Origin of the sequence: Brachybacterium fresconis (genome assembly GCF_017876515.1) — a bacterium.
Classification (GTDB): Bacteria; Actinomycetota; Actinomycetes; order Actinomycetales; family Dermabacteraceae; genus Brachybacterium; species Brachybacterium fresconis.
On record NZ_JAGIOC010000001.1, the window covers coordinates 636,875 to 653,285 of the forward strand.

Annotated in this window: 12 protein-coding genes; 5 read left to right on the forward strand and 7 right to left on the reverse strand. The window is 71.5% G+C overall.

Annotated features, from left to right (window positions below; translation table 11 throughout):
• The gene (locus JOF44_RS02885; RefSeq protein ID WP_209887161.1) at positions 1–1,215 is read left to right on the forward strand and encodes an acyltransferase family protein; all 1,215 of its coding nucleotides are present in this window, start codon (positions 1–3) and stop codon (positions 1,213–1,215) included.
• A gap of 184 nt (positions 1,216–1,399) precedes the next feature.
• On the opposite strand, the gene JOF44_RS02890 is transcribed toward JOF44_RS02885, so the two are convergent.
• Entirely contained in the window at positions 1,400–2,287 is an 888-nt protein-coding gene (locus JOF44_RS02890; protein ID WP_209887164.1) for a hypothetical protein, read from the reverse strand.
• Positions 2,288–2,741: 454 nt separating this feature from the next.
• Complete coding sequence (locus tag JOF44_RS02895; RefSeq protein WP_209887167.1) at positions 2,742–4,130, reverse strand: UTP--glucose-1-phosphate uridylyltransferase; 1,389 nt, start codon at positions 4,128–4,130, stop codon at positions 2,742–2,744.
• Between the two features lie 121 nt (positions 4,131–4,251).
• On the opposite strand from JOF44_RS02895, the gene JOF44_RS02900 reads away from it, so the two are divergent.
• A complete protein-coding gene (locus tag JOF44_RS02900) occupies positions 4,252–5,034 on the forward strand; it encodes a DUF899 family protein (protein WP_209887170.1) in 783 nt (260 codons plus the stop codon).
• A gap of 7 nt (positions 5,035–5,041) precedes the next feature.
• On the opposite strand, the gene JOF44_RS02905 is transcribed toward JOF44_RS02900, so the two are convergent.
• Positions 5,042–6,604 (reverse strand): ATP-binding cassette domain-containing protein, encoded by a 1,563-nt coding sequence (locus tag JOF44_RS02905; RefSeq protein ID WP_209887173.1) that lies wholly within the window; start codon positions 6,602–6,604, stop codon positions 5,042–5,044.
• 238 nt (positions 6,605–6,842) lie between these two features.
• Between JOF44_RS02905 and JOF44_RS02910 the strand changes: the two genes are divergently transcribed.
• The 3 genes from JOF44_RS02910 (at position 6,843) to JOF44_RS02920 (ending at position 10,964) form a co-directional block, all read left to right on the forward strand.
• Positions 6,843–7,607, forward strand: a complete 765-nt coding sequence (locus JOF44_RS02910) for an HAD family hydrolase (RefSeq protein WP_209887176.1) — start codon at positions 6,843–6,845, stop codon at positions 7,605–7,607.
• Complete coding sequence (metG, locus tag JOF44_RS02915; RefSeq protein ID WP_209887179.1) at positions 7,604–9,406, forward strand: methionine--tRNA ligase; 1,803 nt, start codon at positions 7,604–7,606, stop codon at positions 9,404–9,406. The genes JOF44_RS02910 and metG overlap by 4 nt, the downstream gene beginning before the upstream one ends.
• A gap of 94 nt (positions 9,407–9,500) precedes the next feature.
• On the forward strand, positions 9,501–10,964 hold the full coding sequence (locus JOF44_RS02920) for a sugar porter family MFS transporter (RefSeq protein WP_209887182.1): 1,464 nt from the start codon (positions 9,501–9,503) through the stop codon (positions 10,962–10,964).
• A gap of 55 nt (positions 10,965–11,019) precedes the next feature.
• Here JOF44_RS02920 and JOF44_RS02925 read toward each other — a convergent pair whose 3' ends face one another.
• The 4 genes from JOF44_RS02925 to JOF44_RS02940 all read right to left on the reverse strand — a co-directional run bounded on the left by JOF44_RS02925 (position 11,020) and on the right by JOF44_RS02940 (position 16,353).
• The gene (locus JOF44_RS02925; protein ID WP_209887185.1) at positions 11,020–12,885 is read right to left on the reverse strand and encodes a transketolase; all 1,866 of its coding nucleotides are present in this window, start codon (positions 12,883–12,885) and stop codon (positions 11,020–11,022) included.
• A 134-nt stretch (positions 12,886–13,019) separates the two neighbouring features.
• Positions 13,020–13,817: a PIG-L deacetylase family protein gene (locus tag JOF44_RS02930; RefSeq protein ID WP_209887188.1), complete on the reverse strand. Its 798-nt coding sequence runs from the start codon at positions 13,815–13,817 to the stop codon at positions 13,020–13,022.
• Positions 13,818–13,847: 30 nt separating this feature from the next.
• Complete coding sequence (locus JOF44_RS02935) at positions 13,848–14,981, reverse strand: FAD-dependent oxidoreductase (RefSeq protein ID WP_209887191.1); 1,134 nt, start codon at positions 14,979–14,981, stop codon at positions 13,848–13,850.
• 49 nt (positions 14,982–15,030) lie between these two features.
• Positions 15,031–16,353, reverse strand: coding sequence for an O-acetylhomoserine aminocarboxypropyltransferase/cysteine synthase family protein (locus JOF44_RS02940; RefSeq protein WP_209895636.1), 1,323 nt, complete (start codon positions 16,351–16,353; stop codon positions 15,031–15,033).
• Positions 16,354–16,411 lie beyond the last annotated feature (58 nt).

Here is a 16,411-nt window from a genome sequence, read left to right on the forward strand (position 1 = left end):
ATGACCGACGCCGATCCGAGCCGACAGCGTGCTGGTGCCCAGCATCGCCGCGCCCCGGCGCTGCGGCGCCCCGGAAGCAATGCACCATCGGCCGCCCGCACGGCGGACCACGAGCGAGACGCGGACGTCGCGTCCCCACCGACCGCCGACCGCGAGGATCTGCCGCCGACGCCGCCCGCGAAGAAGGTGCGCGACCCGTTCCTGGACAACGCCCGCGGCATTCTCATCACCCTCGTCGTCGTCGGGCACACGCTCGAATGCTTCGACGGCAAGTCCGGATTCCTCGGGGGCGCGATCTATACCTGGATCTACTCCTTCCACATGGCCGCGTTCGTGGCGATCTCCGGTTACCTCTCCCGCTCCTACCGCAATGAGCCGCGGCAGGTGCGGCGCCTGCTGACTGCGATGCTCGTACCATTCCTGATCTTCCAGGTGCTCCATGAGGTCGGGAAGATGCTGCTGCTGGGACATGAGTTCGATCCGCAGTTCGTCTCCACCGCCTGGACCCTGTGGTTCCTGCTGGCGCTGCTGATGTGGCGCCTGGTGACCCCGGTGCTGCGGGTGCTGCGCTATCCGCTGGTGTTCGCCGTGGCCATCGCGGTGATCGCTCCGTTGGATCCCGATCTGGACAGCACCTTCACCCTGGGTCGCTTCTTCGAGATGCTGCCGTTCTTCGTCCTGGGGCTGGTGACGACGCCGGCGATGCTGCAGAAGCTCAAGACACTGCCCCACCGCGCCTGGATCGGCGGCGGCGTCCTGCTGGCGGCGCTGGTGTTCTCCTTCGCCACCCACGAGATGTATTCGGTCGCGCGATTCTTCCTCCGCGGCAGCTACGCCGACGGGCCCTACGAGAACTGGCTCGCGATCATCATGCAGATCCTGGTGCTCGCCGCCGGCATGATCGGCACCGTCGCGCTGCTGCTGGCCACACCGCTGGGGCAGACGATCTGGACGGCGCTCGGTGCTCGCTCGCTGACGATCTACCTCCTGCATCCGCTGGTCCTGCTCCCGATCCGCTACATGGACGAACCCTTCGCCTGGGTCGAGGCCTGGTGGGCGCCCCTGCCGCTGATCGTCGTCGGTCTGGCGATCACCGCGGTGCTCTCCCGCGGCATCGTCGCCACCGCAACCCGCTGGGTCACCGATCCACCGATCGGGAACCTCCTGGTCAAGGACGAGGTCGCCCCGCAGGGCGGACGTCGCAGCACCGCCTGACCCGAGCAAGCGCGACGGGGTCCGGGCTCGCCCCGCCGCATCGAGATCGACGTTCAGAACACTTTCCATTGCGCAACTTGTTCCGAACGTCGTTCTCGGTGCACGGACTGCGGCCGCGGCACACGCCGGGTCAGCGCCCGCGGCACACGCCGGGTCTGCCGCCCGCGGCACACGCCGGGTCTGCTCAGGAGGACGAGGGTGTCCATCCCTGGCGTACCAATGCATCGCGCACCCGGTCCACTCCCCTCCGACACCTGTCGTGAAGGTCCTTGGCCGTCGTGCGCACCTCGATCCAGCCTGCCCGCGCCCGGCGCTCACCCCTTGCGATGTCCTTCGCCAATTGTTCGGCCTTGAGGTGCGTCGGGCCTTCGTGCTCGACAGCCACCCGCCACTGGGGCCAGTGCAGATCAGGTTCGCCGAGATCGATCTCGCGCCCTGTCTTGTCGGTACCGCCAGATGCGCGCACGTTGGCCAGCGGCTCAGGCAGCCCCGCCGCGACAACGGCGAGCCGCAGCCGAGTCTCTGCAGGCGAATCACTCCCGACTCGGACCCGGGCCACCGCCTCTCGGAACCTGTGGGCACCTCGCCCATGGAATCCTTCCGCGATCCCGGTCAGCGCCTCACACGTCGCATAGGGGTGCGACCTGCCCTCGAACTCGGGGCGCGGATGGCGCACCAGATGATCACCGATGGCGACGAGCGCGTCGGGCCGCAGAAGAGAGGAGAGATCGAGCAACGTCCGGACCCGCGTCGTGGCCAGCACCGATGGCATCTTCTCCAGAGCAACCGGCACGGCGTCGAGGTGGCTCCACCGCACCAGCGCGGTCTCTCGACGAGGCACGACTGCTGCGGCCAGGTGGACCCGTGTGTCCACGGCGCGGCCTCGAGGTCTGTACACCGACTTGCCACGCAGCCGACGAGCCGGGAGCGGAGCCCTCACCACCTCGTCCGCCAGCGTGCCGGGCAGCGGAAGTCCCCAGAGCCGCGCAGCCGTGAGCCCGGCGGCGAAGACATCGCCGTCTCGGCGACACAGGGCGGCGACGATGTCCGCCTCGGTGACCTGCGCGTCCACCCGCGCCCACAGCCCACGGTCGAGCGACCTGAGATCCGTGGCACGCAGACGTGAGGCCGATACGCCCGCGCGCCGCGCCTCCGTCGTCGTGAAGACGGAGTACGGGAGCGACGGCGGGAGCGGACGGGGTCTGCCAGGCATACCGCCAGCTTCGGATACCGGCGCGGCGCTGCTCCCCACCATCCACAACGTGCAGGTGGGCGGCTCGGTGGGAGAGGTCCTCCCCAGCGCGGATCACGGGGCGCTCGCCCTGACCGCATCGCGTCCCGACCTCTGCAGAGGCTGCGGACACGCTGGCCGTGTCGGCGTGGCGCCGCATCCCCGTTCGTCGTCGCGCCACATCGAGAACGACGTTCGGACCACCTTCAGTCCATGAAGATGGTCCGAACATCATTCTCGACCGGCCCGGGGCACCGCGGCGCGGGACACAGCAGATCCGCGCCCCGCCGCTCGCTCAGGCCGGGCTGACGGTGCCGACGCGAGCGCCCTCGGGCACCTCCCCGCCCTCGGCGCCGAGCACGGCATCCCCGACCACGGTGACATCGGCACCGAAGGTCCAGTCGCCCTGGACGTCCAGGGTGACGGCGTCCTGGAGCGAGGGCACCCCGTGCGAGAACCGCGGCTCGAAGTCGTCGATCAGCTTGTAGGATCCTGCGCTCAGCGACACCGAGGGCACCGTATCGACCCGCTGGACCAGGGCCGAACGTTCGTCGAGGTCGTACACGTCGGAGCGGATCAGCAGCAGGTCGCTGGTGGCCTTGACCGGCAGGAAGCGGTCCCGGCCCACGACGATCGCGGTCGCTCCGTCGAACACCTCGATCGCCGCGCCCATGGCGGATTCGAGCTGGTAGACGGCCGGGCTGGTCTTGTCGGAGGGGTCGACGGTCTTCTCGTTGCGGATCAGCGGCAGGCCCATGACGCCCCGGCGCTCCGTGAGCGCCGCGTCGAGCTTCTCCAGATCGAACCAGAGGTTGTTGGTATGGAAGAAGGGGTGACGGTGCTCGTCGGTGAAGAAGTCCATCTCCTCCTCCGGGGTCTGCGCGGTGTCGCGCAGGATGAGGCGGCCGTCTGATCTCCGCACCGCGAGGTGGCCGCCCTTGCGGTCCGCGGGGGTGCGGCGGCACAGCTCGGCGGCATAGGGGGCGCCGGTGGAGGCGAACCAGGAGGCCAGCACCGGGCTGGGGACGGTGCCGAGGTTGTCCGAGTTGGAGACGGAGGCGTACTTGAAGCCGGCGTCCAGCAGCTGCTGGAGCAGCCCGGAGGTCTGCAGGGCGGTGTAGAGATCGCCGTGGCCGGGCGGGCACCATTCCAGCGCCGGATCCTGCTCCCAGGTGACCGGGGCGAGGTCGTCGGTGCGCAGCTTGGGCTCCTTGTTCTGCAGGAAGTCCAGCGGCAGGTCGCCGACGCGCAGATCGGGGTACTTCTCGAGCACGGCGAGGGTGTCCTCGCGGGTGCGGAAGGAGTTCATGAAGATCAGCGGCAGCCGGGAGCCGGTGCCGCGCCGGGCGGCCAGGACCTGCTCGACCAGGAGATCCAGGAAGTTCTTGCCGTCCCGCACGGGCAGCAGGGACTTGGCCTGGTCCAGCCCCATCGAGGTGCCGAGCCCGCCGTTGAGGTTGATGATCGCGAGCTGGTCGAAGACCTGCTTGGCGTGGGCGGGGTCGATCGAGACGTCCTCGAGCAGCGGCGGGTCGAGGTAGGGGTCGATGGTGTCCTCGGGGATGGTGCCGGTGACTCCGTCCTCGAGCTGACCGTAGTAGTGGGTGAAGACGTCGATCGCGGTCTGGGCGACCCCGGCATCGGCCATCTTCTGCTGGGCGGCCTGAAGTCCTTCGTTGCTCATGGTCACAGCGTATCGAGTCGGAGCGCTCCGCCCGGCCTTCCCTCGCCGCCGCAGCAGTGCTTGGATGGTGGGCCGAGCGCCCCGGGCACCGCGGCCCGGCGCCAGATCCCGTGGAGGACCGATGCCCGCCGCCGATGACTCCCCGTCTTCCGCCCGCCCGTCCCTGCCCGACGTCGTCGACCGCGCGACCTGGCAGGCCGCTCGCGATGCTCTGCTGGTGCGCGAGAAGGAGCACACCCGCGCCGGCGACGCGCTGGCTGCCGCACGGCGAGACCTGCCCATGCTGGAGGTCGACGCCGCTGCGGAGGTCGTCGGCCCGGACGGCCCCGTCCCCTTCCTCGACCTCTTCGAGGGTCGCGAGGAGCTGCTCGTCTATCAACACATGTGGTGGGACGGTGCCCCGCACCAAGGGCAGTGCGAAGGCTGCACGGTGACGGCCTGGCACCTGCACGACGCCTCATACCTCCACGCCCGCGGAGTCTCTTTCGCGATCCTCACCACGGGCGTGTGGGACGAGGTGGCGCCCTACCTGGAGTTCATGGGCTACACCCAGCCCTGGTACTCGGTGCGGGGGCTGGACGAGCCGATCGGCGGCGAGATGGGCCATCTGGCCTGCTTCGTGCGCGATGGCGACCGGGCCTTCCTGACCTACTCGACGACGGGCCGCGGCAACGAGATCGCCGAGCCCAGCCTGCTCCTGCTGGACCTCACGCCCTTCGGTCGGGGCGAGGCCTGGCAGGAGATGCCGACGGGGCGCGTCGCGGACGACCCGGCATGCTGGTACTGGCGCACGGACGAGGAGGGCAACGCCACCTGGGGGCCGACGGGCCGACCGGTCCCCCAGTGGACCCGCCCGGGCGCGACGGCGGTGACGACCCTCGGCCGGCACGGCACTCACTGCTGACTCGCGATCACTGCGCGGGTGCCCCGTGGAGCTCGAGCCGCGGCCAGTGCGCGAGCGCGCGCAGCATCCACCGGTCATGGGTGGCGACCACGACGGCGGACGAGGCCTGCTCGAGCACCGCGAACAGGTCGTCGACCCCGCTGATGCCGAGGTGATTGGTCGGCTCGTCCAGCAGCAGCACGTCCGCGCGCCGCCCGAACAGCGCCGCGAGGGCCCGACGGCGCCGCTCCCCCGGGCTGCCCTGGTGGATCGCCGGCCGCTCGTCCTCCTGGGCGAGGTGCGCGATCTGCGCCCTGCCGAGGAACCGCACCGCGCCGTCGTCGGGGGCCAGTTCCCCGGCGAGCACACGCAGCAGCGACGTCTTGCCCGCTCCGTTGGGGCCGACGACGAGCAGACGGTCCCCGCCCTCGAGCCGCAGGGTGGTCCGCGCCAGCCGCCCGCCGATCCGCACGTCGTCGGCCCGCAGCAGGGGCGTGCCAGGGGACGTGCTCGCGTCCGGCAGGGTGAGGCGGGGCGGCGGGGGCGGCACGTCGAGCCGGTGCGCCTCGAGCCGGTCGAGTCGGTCGTTCATCGCCCGCACCACGCCGGGGGCGCGGGTCTGGCGCTGGTGCTTTCCGGTCCCTTTGGGCGGTCGCCACCCGGTGGAGAGGCGGGAGCGTGCCTCGTCGGCGCGGGAGCTGAGGCGGGCGTGCTCCTCCTGCTGTGCGCGGTACGCCTCCTGCCAGGCGGTCCGGGAGCGATCGCGGACCTCCTGCCAGCGCTGCCATCCTCCGCTGACCAGAAGGGCACGTCCGTCGCTGGTCGGATCGAGGTCGAGCACGGCGGTGGCGACGTCCGCGAGCAGCGCCCGGTCGTGGGTGACCAGCGCGAGAGCACCCGGATGCTCCTGCAGGGCGCGGGTGAGGTGATCGAGCCCGCGGGCGTCGAGGTGGTTGGTGGGCTCGTCCAGCAGCAGCAGATCATCCCGGGCAGCGAGCACCCCGGCCAGGCGCACCCGGTAGCGCTGGCCGACCGAGAGGGTCGCCAGCGGGCGGGAGCGGTCGGTGCACGCCTCCACCTCGCTCAGCGCGGCGTCGAGCCGGCGCTGCGCGTCCCAGGCATCCAGGGAGGTGACGTGTGCGAGCGCTGCGTCGTAGCGAGCGCTCGCTGCGGGGCCGACGTCCTCGGCCAGCGCTGCTGCGGCCTCGTCGTGCTCGCGCAGGGCTTCCAGGGGTCGGGCGAGCAGCTCGTCGAGCAGGTCGCCGACGGTGCGGGAGCCGGCGCTCCCAGAGGGTGCGTCCCGGGATCCGGCGCTCCGGGGATCCGCGGTCAGCGGCAGGTCCTGCTGGACCACGCCGAGGCTGCCGTGCCGCTCGAGGGTCCCGGCGTCGGCGTCGAGGGACCCGGCGAGCACCTCGAGCAGGGTGGTCTTGCCGCGCCCGTTCTCGCCGACCACGGCGAGGCGGTCCCCGGGAGCGAGCGTGAGGTCGAGGCCGTCGTGGAGCACGCGGCCGCCGCGGGCCAGGCGCAGGTCCCGGGCGCGAAGCTGCACGGGTCCGGTGGAGGTCGCGGTACGGATGGTGGAGGTCATGTCGTGCCTTCCGGTGGGAGGTCACCGGGCATGGCGAAGCGGCCGCCCGGTCAGATTCCGGACGACGGCGTGGGGGTGTGCTCGAGCGCCGCCGTCAGCGGCGGCTGCGGGGGCGCGCGATCTGGGCGACGCCTGACATGACGCATTGCATGCCCTCCACGGTAGGGATCGGCCCCTCGGCTGTCACGGCATTTTCCGCCGAGCATGACGGCGACCACGACCGCTCTACGATGGCGCGATGACCGCTCCCCTGCCGTCCCTGCACCAGCTGCGCGCCCTGGTCGCCTCCCACGACGTGCGAGCGGTGGTCTCCGATCTCGACGGGGTGCTGCGGGTCTTCGACCCCGACCTGTGGGACCGTCTGGACCACCACGCCGACGTCGCCCCCGGGGCCACGTTCGCGGCGATCCTCGGCCATCCCTTCCTCGAGGAGGTCACCCGCGGTCGCGGCACCCATGCGCAGTGGCGGGAGCGCGCCGAGGCCGAGCTCGTGGCGCAGGGCGCGGTCCCTCGGGCCGCCCGGGACACGGTGAGCCTCTGGGCGGACACCCCGGCCCGGGTCGACCCGGAGGTCCTCGCGCAGCCGCGCAGCTTCCGCGACCAGGGGCTGGGGGTCTTCGTGCTGACCAACGGAACCGACCGCCTTCCCGAGGAGCTGGAGGAGCTGGGACTGACGGGTCTCCTCGGCGATCGTCGGAGGTTCCTGCTGAACACCGCGGATCTCGGGGCGGCGAAGCCCGAGCGCGAGGCCTTCGCCCGAGCGCACGCCCGGATCCGCGCGGAGCTCGGCGCGCTGCACGGTGACGGGTTCGGTGACGGGTTCGGTGACGAGCGCCGCGGGGAGCTCGATGCTGCCTCCGCCGCGCCCCTCGCACCCGGCCAGGTCGCCTTCCTCGACGATTCCTCGGGGCACGTACGAGCGGCCGAGGAATTCGGCTGGCGAGCAGTCCTCCACCGGCGCGGCGGAGGCGAGGCCCTCCCTCCCCTAGAATCGGGAGCATGAGCACAGTCCTGTCCGCGGTCGCCTGGCCGTATGCCAACGGTCCCCGCCACATCGGTCATGTCGCCGGCTTCGGCGTCCCCTCCGACGTCTTCTCCCGCTACATGCGCATGGCCGGCCACGACGTGCTCATGGTCTCCGGCACCGACGAGCACGGCACCCCGATCCTGGTCGAGGCGGACAAGGAGGGCATCACGGCCCGCGAGCTCGCCGACCGCAACAACCGTCTGATCGTCGAGGACCTCGTGGCCCTGGGCCTCAGCTACGACCTGTTCACGCGGACCACCACCCGTAACCACCACCAGGTGGTCCAGGACATGTTCGTGACCGTGCGCGAGAACGGCTACATGGTCGAGAAGACCACCTCCGGGGCGATCTCCCCGTCGACCGGCCGCACCCTGCCGGACCGCTACATCGAGGGCACCTGCCCGATCTGCGGTGCCGGCGGCGCCCGCGGCGACCAGTGCGACACCTGCGGCAACCAGCTGGACCCCACGGATCTCATCGACCCCGTCTCGCGCATCAACGGCGAGACACCGGAGTTCATCGAGACCTCCCACTGGTTCCTGGACCTGCCCGCCCTGGCCGGGGAGCTCGGGCGCTGGCTCGACGAGCGGGAGGCCACCGGGCTGTGGCGCCCGAACGTGATCCGCTTCAGCCAGAACATCCTCGAGGACATCAAGCCGCGCGCGATGACCCGCGACATCGACTGGGGCATCCCGGTGCCGGGCTGGGAGGACCAGCCCAACAAGCGTCTGTACGTGTGGTTCGACGCCGTGATCGGCTACCTCTCGGCCTCCATCGAGTGGGCTCGGCGCTCCGGCGACCCCGAGGCGTGGCGGAGGTGGTGGAACGATCCCGACACCCTCGCCTACTACTTCATGGGCAAGGACAACATCGTCTTCCACTCCCAGATCTGGCCGGCGGAGATGATCGCCCAGAACGGCGCGGGCGACAAGGGAGGCGAGCCCGGGAAGTTCGGCGAGCTGACGCTGCCCACCGAGGTCGTCTCCAGCGAGTTCCTCACCATGGAGGGCAAGAAGTTCTCCTCGTCCAAGGGCATCGTGATCTACGTGCGCGACGTGCTCGAGCGGTACCAGCCCGACGCGCTGCGCTACTTCATCTCCGCCGCCGGCCCGGAGAACCAGGACGCCGACTTCACCTGGTCCGACTTCGTCTCGCGCACCAACAACGAGCTGGTCGCGGGCTGGGGCAACCTGATCAACCGCACCGCGGCCATGATCGCCAAGAACGTCGGCGAGATCCCGCCGGCCGGGGACCTCGAGGAGATCGACGAGCAGCTGCTCGGCGCGATCCAGGAGGGCTTCGACACCGTCGGGAAGCTCATCGAGGCCCACCGCCAGCGGGCCGCGATCACCGAGGCCATGCGCCTGGTCGGCGAGGCGAACGCCTACGTCTCGCGCACCGAGCCGTTCAAGCTGAAGGCCGAGGAGCAGCGCCCCCGCCTGCTGACGGTGCTGCACGTCCTCGCCCAGGCCGTCACCGATCTGAACACGATCCTGGCCCCGTTCCTGCCGCAGTCCGCCAATGCGGTCGAGCGCACCCTGGGCGGTGACCGACAGATCGCCCCGCTGCCGCACATCGCGGAGGTCGAGGACCTCGACGGCGGACCGTCCTACCCGATCATCACCGGCGACTACACCGACGTCCCGGCCTGGGAGCACCGTCCCGTGACCGTCGGACAGACGGTCATGAAGCCGGTCCCGGTGTTCGTCAAGCTCGATCCGACCGTCGCCGAGCAGGAGCTCGAGCGTCTCGAGGCCGCGGCCGAGGAAGACTGACCCGCGGCGACCTCGACCGATCGGGGCCATGCCTCGGCCGTCCCCGGTATACGGTGACGGGACCCCAGCTCTCGACGAAGGAGGCGACCATCCGATGTCCTCATCCGATCCGCAGCACGGGGACGGAGCGGCATCCGTCCAGCGTCTGAACCCCAAGGTCGTCGCGATCAGCGTGGCCGCGGCCGTCGGAGGCTTCCTCTTCGGCTTCGACACGTCGGTCATCAACGGCGCTGTCGATGCGCTGTCCGAGGAGTTCACCCTCGGCTCCGGTCTGACCGGTTTCGCCGTCTCCTCCGCACTGGTCGGCAGTGCGGTCGGCGCCTGGTTCGCCGGCAGCCTCTCCAGCCGGTACGGCCGTGTGAAGGTGATGGTGATCGCCGCGACCCTCTTCTTCGTCTCGGCGCTCGGCTCCGGCCTCGCCACCGGGGTATGGGACCTGATCGCCTGGCGCGTGCTCGGTGGCCTCGGCGTCGGGGCGGCCAGCATCATCGCCCCGGCCTACATCGCCGAGGTGGCCCCGGCAAAGTACCGCGGTCGCCTCGGCTCGCTCCAGCAGCTGTCGATCGTGTTGGGCATCTTCGCAGCATTGCTGTCCAACGCCGTGCTCGCGAACGTCGCCGGCGGCGCCTCGAGCACCCTCTGGCTCGGTGTGCCCGCCTGGCGGTGGATGTTCCTGATCGAGGCGATCCCCGCCGTCTTCTACGGCGTGTTCGCGCTGAAGCTGCCGGAGTCGCCGCGTTTCCTGGTCGCGAACGGGAAACTCGACGAGGCATCCCGCGTTCTGTACCGGTTCACCGGCGAGCTCGACGTGAACCTGAAGATCGAGCAGATCCGCAGCTCGCTGGAACGTGAGCAGCGGGAGACTCTCCGGGACCTCCTCGGGAACCGGTTCGGGCTGAGGCCGATCGTGTGGGTCGGGATCCTCCTGGCCGCGCTTCAGCAGCTGCTGGGCATCAACGTGATCTTCTACTATTCCACGACGCTGTGGCAGTCGGTCGGATTCGACGAGTCCCAGGCGTTCTTGACCAGCACGATCACGTCGGTGATCAATATTCTCGCCACCATCGTGGCCATCGTGCTGGTGGACCGGGTGGGGCGCCGACCCATGCTCCTGATCGGCTCGGGAGGTACCACGATCTCCCTGGCGGCGATGGCATTCGCCTTCTCCTTCGCCGAGGGCTCGGGAGAGGCCGTCTCGCTCCCGGATCCTTGGTCCACGGTCGCCCTGATCGGCGCGAACGCGTTCGTGGTGTTCTTCGCGACCACCTGGGGGCCGATCATGTGGGTGATGCTCGGCGAGATGTTCCCCAACCGCATCCGTGCATCGGCGCTGGCGGTCGCCGGCGCCACCCAGTGGCTCGCGAACTTCCTGGTCTCCACGACCTTCCCCGCCATGTCCCAGATCGGGCTCACCTTCTCCTATTCGATCTACGCCGTCTTCGCGGCGATCTCGTTCGTCTTCGTGGTGCGCCTGCTGCCGGAGACGAAGGGGATCGAGCTCGAGGACATGGACGATCTGGATGTCCGGGGCAGCAGAAGGGCGGGCCCCGGCTCCTGAATACCGGTGGCCCGCCCCTCGTGCGGCTGTCGCCGTCGTCGGCAGGGCCGAGCGCTCAGGCCTCCAGCAGGCTGCGGGCCGCGCCCGCGATGTGCGCGGCGTCGATCCCGGCCCAGTCCAGCAGCTCGGCGGGCGTTCCCGAGCCGGGCACGCCGTCCACGGCGAGGTGCTCGAGGTGGAGGTCCTGGATGCTCTCCTGGGCGAGACCGGCGAGCACCGCGGCACCGAGTCCGCCCTCGGCGTGGTGGTCCTCGGCGACGACCACCCGTCCACCGGTCGCCTCGACGGCGGCGCGGATGCCGTCGACGTCGATCGGCTTGACCGAGTAGGCGTCGATCACGCGGGCGCGGATGCCCTGCTCGGCGAGCGTCGCCGCGGCGGAGAGCGCCTGGTGCAGCGTGACGCCGGCGCCGATCAGGGTGACGTCATCGGACTCCGAGCTGACCAGCGTCTTGGAACCGCCGACAGGGAACTCCTCCCCCGCCTCGTACAGCACCGGGTAGCCGCCGCGCGTGGTGCGCAGGTAGCTGACCCCGGAGGTCGCGGCCATCTGCTCGACGAGCTTCGCCGTCGACGTCGCGTCGGAGGGGTACAGCACCGTCGAGCCCTGGAGGGCCGCGAACAGGGCGAGGTCCTCCAGGCCCATCTGGGAGGGGCCGTCGGCGCCGATCTCGACGCCGGCATGGGAGCCCACCATCCGCAGGTCCACCCGGGAGACGGGCGCCATCCGCAGGAAGTCCGCGGCGCGGGTGAGGAAGGCCGCGAAGGTGGAGGCGAAGGCGATGTGGCCGCGCACGGACAGCCCGGTGGCGGCCGCCACCAGCTGCTGCTCGGCGATGAACATCTCGAAGTACCGCTCGGGGAACTCCTCCACGAAGTCGCCGGTGCCGGTGGAGTTGGAGACCTCGCCGTCCAGGGCGACCACGCGGGGATCGGCGTGGCCCAGAGCGACCAGGGCCTTGCCGTAAGCCTTGCGGGTGGCGAGCTCCTCACCCTTGTCAAAAGTGGGCAGCTCGACCGGGCGGACCGCGGGCTCGGACCGGGTGACCTCGGGGGGCCGGGGGCCGCGCACCAGCAGGTCGCGCTCGCCGCCGAGCTCCTCGATCGCCGCCTTCTCCTCGTCCTCGGGAATCGGCTTGCCGTGCTTGTTCTCCTGGTCCTCGACCCCGGAGTAGCCCTTGCCCTTCACGGTGCGGGCGAGGATCACGATCGGGCGATCGCCGGGTGCATCGGCCTGGGCGAGGGCATCGTCGATCTGCTGGATGTCGTGGCCGTCGATGATCACGGCGCGGGCCCCGAAGGCCTCCACCCGGGCGGCGTAGGCGTCGAGGTCCCAGCCGAGCTCGGTGGGCCCGCGCTGGCCGAGACGGTTGACGTCGACGATGGTGACGAGGTTGGTGAGGGAGTAGTGGGAGGCCTTGTCCAGCGCCTCCCAGATGGACCCCTCGGCCATCTCGCTGTCCCCGCACAGGACCCACACGCGGTAGGGGGCCTGCTCGAGGTGCTTGCCGGACAGGGCGACGCCGACGCCGTCGGGCAGACCCTGGCCGAGGGAGCCGGTGGCGACGTCGACCCAGGGCAGCACCGGGGTGGGGTGACCCTCCAGGCGCTGGTCGAAACGGCGATAACCGGTCATCAGCTCCTCGTCGGAGACGACGCCGACCGCCTTGTACACGGCGTACAGCAGCGGCGAGGCGTGGCCCTTGGAGAAGATGAGGTGGTCGTTGCCGTCGGCCGCGGGGTCGTCCCAGTCGTAGCGCAGGTGGCGGGAGACCAGGGTGGCCAGCAGGTCGGCGGCCGACATGCTGGAGGTGGGGTGCCCGGACCCGGCGGAGGTGGAGGCGCGGACGGAGTCGACGCGCAGCTGCGCGGCGAGCTCGGGGATCTGTGAGAGGTCGAGCCCCTCGTGCATGGTGGACATGGACTGCTCCTTCCCGGATCCCGGTGGCGCAGGGGCGCGTCGGCGGATCCGTGGCTCGTCGTCCGGTGTTGCCCCCACCCTAGGAAGGTCCGGGGCGGCGTGCCAAGGACCGGGAGCGACCGAGCGGTCCCGTCTCAGTCCCCGAGACCGCCGAGGTCGTGGGCCCGCACCGTCACCGCGTGATCGCATCCGGCGGCCGTGCCGCCGGCGCGGAGGATCTCGGGGATGAACTCCTCGGGCGCGGGGTGGTCGGTGACGTGCTGGAGGTAGGCCTCGTGGGCGCTCAGGGAGGCGACCGCGGCCTGCACGTGCCCGGCGGAGACCGCCTTGGCGTGGGTCGGCTCGGGGTGGCCGAGGACCAGCAGGGCCCGTGCGGACCAGGGCTCGAGCCCCTCCTGCTCGCGCAGCTCGCGGAACACCCAGGGGTTGGCGGCGTCACGGGTGCCGTCCGCCGCGCTGATCCCGGCGGCCCGGTGGTCGGCCTGGTTGAGCGAGCCGTAGGCCTCCAGGTCGAAGTTGGCCGTCAGCACGAGGTCAGGGCGCACCTGGCGGACCGCCCGGGCGATGTCCCGGCGCAGGGCGAGGGTCGCCTCCAGCATGCCGTCGGGGTGCTCGAGGATCCGCAGGTCCCTCACGCCGACGATCTCGCAGGCGCGGTGCTGCTCCCGGGCGCGCAGCGGGGCGACGATCGCGGGGTCCTCGGCCATCCCGGCCTCGCCGCGGGTCAGCAGCAGATAGGTCACCTCGACCCCGGCCTCGGTCCAGGCGCGCACGGCGGCGGAGGCGCCGTACTCCATGTCGTCGGGGTGGGCGACGACGCACAGCACCCGTTCGATGCCCTCCTCGGGCAGGGCGGGCAGGACAGTGGGGGCGGCGGGCTCCGACGCAGCGGACGAGCCGGACGAGCCGGACTCAGCGGATGCGGAACTCATGGGACTCCTCACGGTGGGCCGAACTCCAGCCTACGCGGGAACGCTCTCCCGCTCGAAGGTCCTCAGCAGCGCGGTCACGGCGGCGCGCCCGGCGCGGTTGGCGCCGATGGTCGAGGCGCTGGGGCCGTAGCCGAGCAGATGGATGCGCGGGTCCTCCTCTGCTGCGGTGCCGTCCAGGGCGATCCCGCCCAACTCTCCGCGCAGGCCGAGCGTCCGCAGGTGGCGCAGCTCGTGGCGGAAGCCGGTGGCCCACAGGATCGCATCCAGCTCGGTGACGGTGCCGTCGGCCTCCACCACCCCGGCCTCCGTGATCCGCTCGAACATCGGACGCCGCCGGAGGATCCCGCGGCGCTCGGCCTCCCGCAGCGCCGGCGTCCATCGCAGGCCCGTGTTCGAGACGACGGAGCCGACGGGAAGGCCCTGGCGGACCTGGTCGATCACTCCGGCGATGACCTGCCGACCGGCCTCCTCGGTGAATTCGCCCTCCTCGAAGACCGGCTCGCGCCGGGTGTACCAGAAGGTCTCGCCGACCGCGGCGATCTCCTGGAGGAAGCCCAGAGCGCTGATGCCGCCGCCGACGACGGCGACCCGCTGCCCGGCGAAGTCCTCGGCGCGGACGTACTCGACGGTGTGCAGCTGCCGGCCGCGGAAGGAGGCGGCTCCCGGGAGGGCGGGGACGAAGGGTCGGGTCCAGGTGCCGGTGGCGCTGAGCACGGCGCGGGTGCGGATCGGGGCGCGCCGGGCGCCGTCCGGGCCGACGGAGTGGACCAGCAGCGGGGTCGGTGAAGGGTCCACGGCCGGGTCCGCGGGCAGCTCGGCGGCACCGACCGCGGCCGGATCATCCTCGACCAGCGTCACCCGCACCGGGCGCTCGACGGGGATCTCGAAGCGCTCCTCGAAGTCCGCGAAGTAGGCGGGGACGGCGCGGTTCGCCGGCGCGGCGGCGTCGGCGTCCACCTCGGGCATGCCGGGCAGCTCCCGGATCCCGTTGACCGTCGCCATGGTGAGGCTGTCCCAGCGGTGGCGCCAGGCGCCGCCGGGCCCGCCCTCCGCGTCCAGGATCACGAACTCCAGGCCGCGCCGGCGCAGGTGGTAGGCGGCAGACAGTCCCGCCTGGCCGGCGCCGATCACCACCACGTCGGTGGTGCGCACAGAGGTCTCCATACCCGGGGAACCAGCCCGGCGGCGGGAATGTTCCGCGGCGGGACCGGGATCACCCCCGAACGGCGACGACGGGGTCGGCGCCGGCGAGCGGCCCCGTCACGGCCCGTGCGGCGGCGAGTCCCCGCTCGAGGTCGGCCGAGAGGTCCTCGAGGTCCTCGAGTCCGATGCTCAGCCGGACGGTGCCGGGGCCGACGCCGCAGGCGCGGCGCTGGGTCTCGCTGAGGTGGCAGTGGGTGGTGGTGGCGGGGTGGCAGACGAGCGAGCGGGCGTCACCGATGTTCACCGCGAGGGTGAACAGCTCCAGCGCGTCGCAGAAGGCCGCGGCGGCCTCCTCCGACCCGGCCAGATCGATGGAGAACACTCCGCCGGTGCCGCGGGGGAAGTCCCGCTCGGCGAGGTGGGCGTCGGGCCGCCCCGGGATGGTGGGGTGGTCGACGCGGACCACGCCCTCGCTGCCGTGCAGGCGGCCGGCGAGGGCGGCGGCGTCGGCACTGATCTTGCGCATCCGCAGGTCGAGGGTCTCGATGCCCACCAGGATCTGCTGGGCGCTGGCGGCGGGCAGAGCGGCACCGAAGTCGGTGACGTACTTGGAGCGGGCGTAGGCCAGCAGGCCGGAGCCGCCGCGGTCGTATTCATCGGCGAAGGTGACGCCGAAACGGGCGTTGGGGGTGGTCAGGCGCGGCCAGCGGTCCGGACATCGCCGGGGGTCGAAGGAGCCGGTGTCGACGATGACGCCGCCGAGGGTGGTGCCGTGGCCGCACAGGTGCTTGGTGGCGGAGTGGACGACCACGTCGGCCCCGTGCTCGCCGGGCCGGTGCAGGGCGGGGCCGGCGAGGGTGGCATCGACGACGACGGGGACGTCGCGGGCATGGGCGAGGGCGCTGATCGCCGGGAGGTCCACCAGCTGCGCGCCGGGGTTCGCGATCGACTCCACGAGCACGGCGCGGGTGGCGGGGGTGATCGCCCGCTCCCAGGCGCCGAGGTCCCAGGGGTCGACGACCGTGCAGGTCACTCCGAGATCGGCGAGGGTGTCGCCGAGGAACTCGGTGGTGCCGCCGTACAGCAGCTGCGAGGCGACGACGTGGCTTCCCGGGGCGAGCAGCGCGCACAGGGCGATGGTGGTGGCGGCCTGGCCGCTGGCCACGGCGATCGCCCCGGTCCCGCCCTCCAGGGCGGCCATCCGCTGTTCGAGCACGGCGGTGGTGGGGTTGCCCGAGCGCGAATAGGCGTAGCCCGAGCTGCGCCGGGCGAAGAGGTCCTTGAGCGAGGCGTGGTCCTCATGGGCGTAGGCGGTGGAGGCGTAGACGGGCGGCGTCAGCGCGCCATGCATGTCGTCCGCTCTCCAGCCGGCGTGGATCGCTGCAGTGCTCACGTGGCCTCCCGGGGCAGATGTCGAGGATGCGGGCAACGGCCCCAGCATGGGTCGCGCT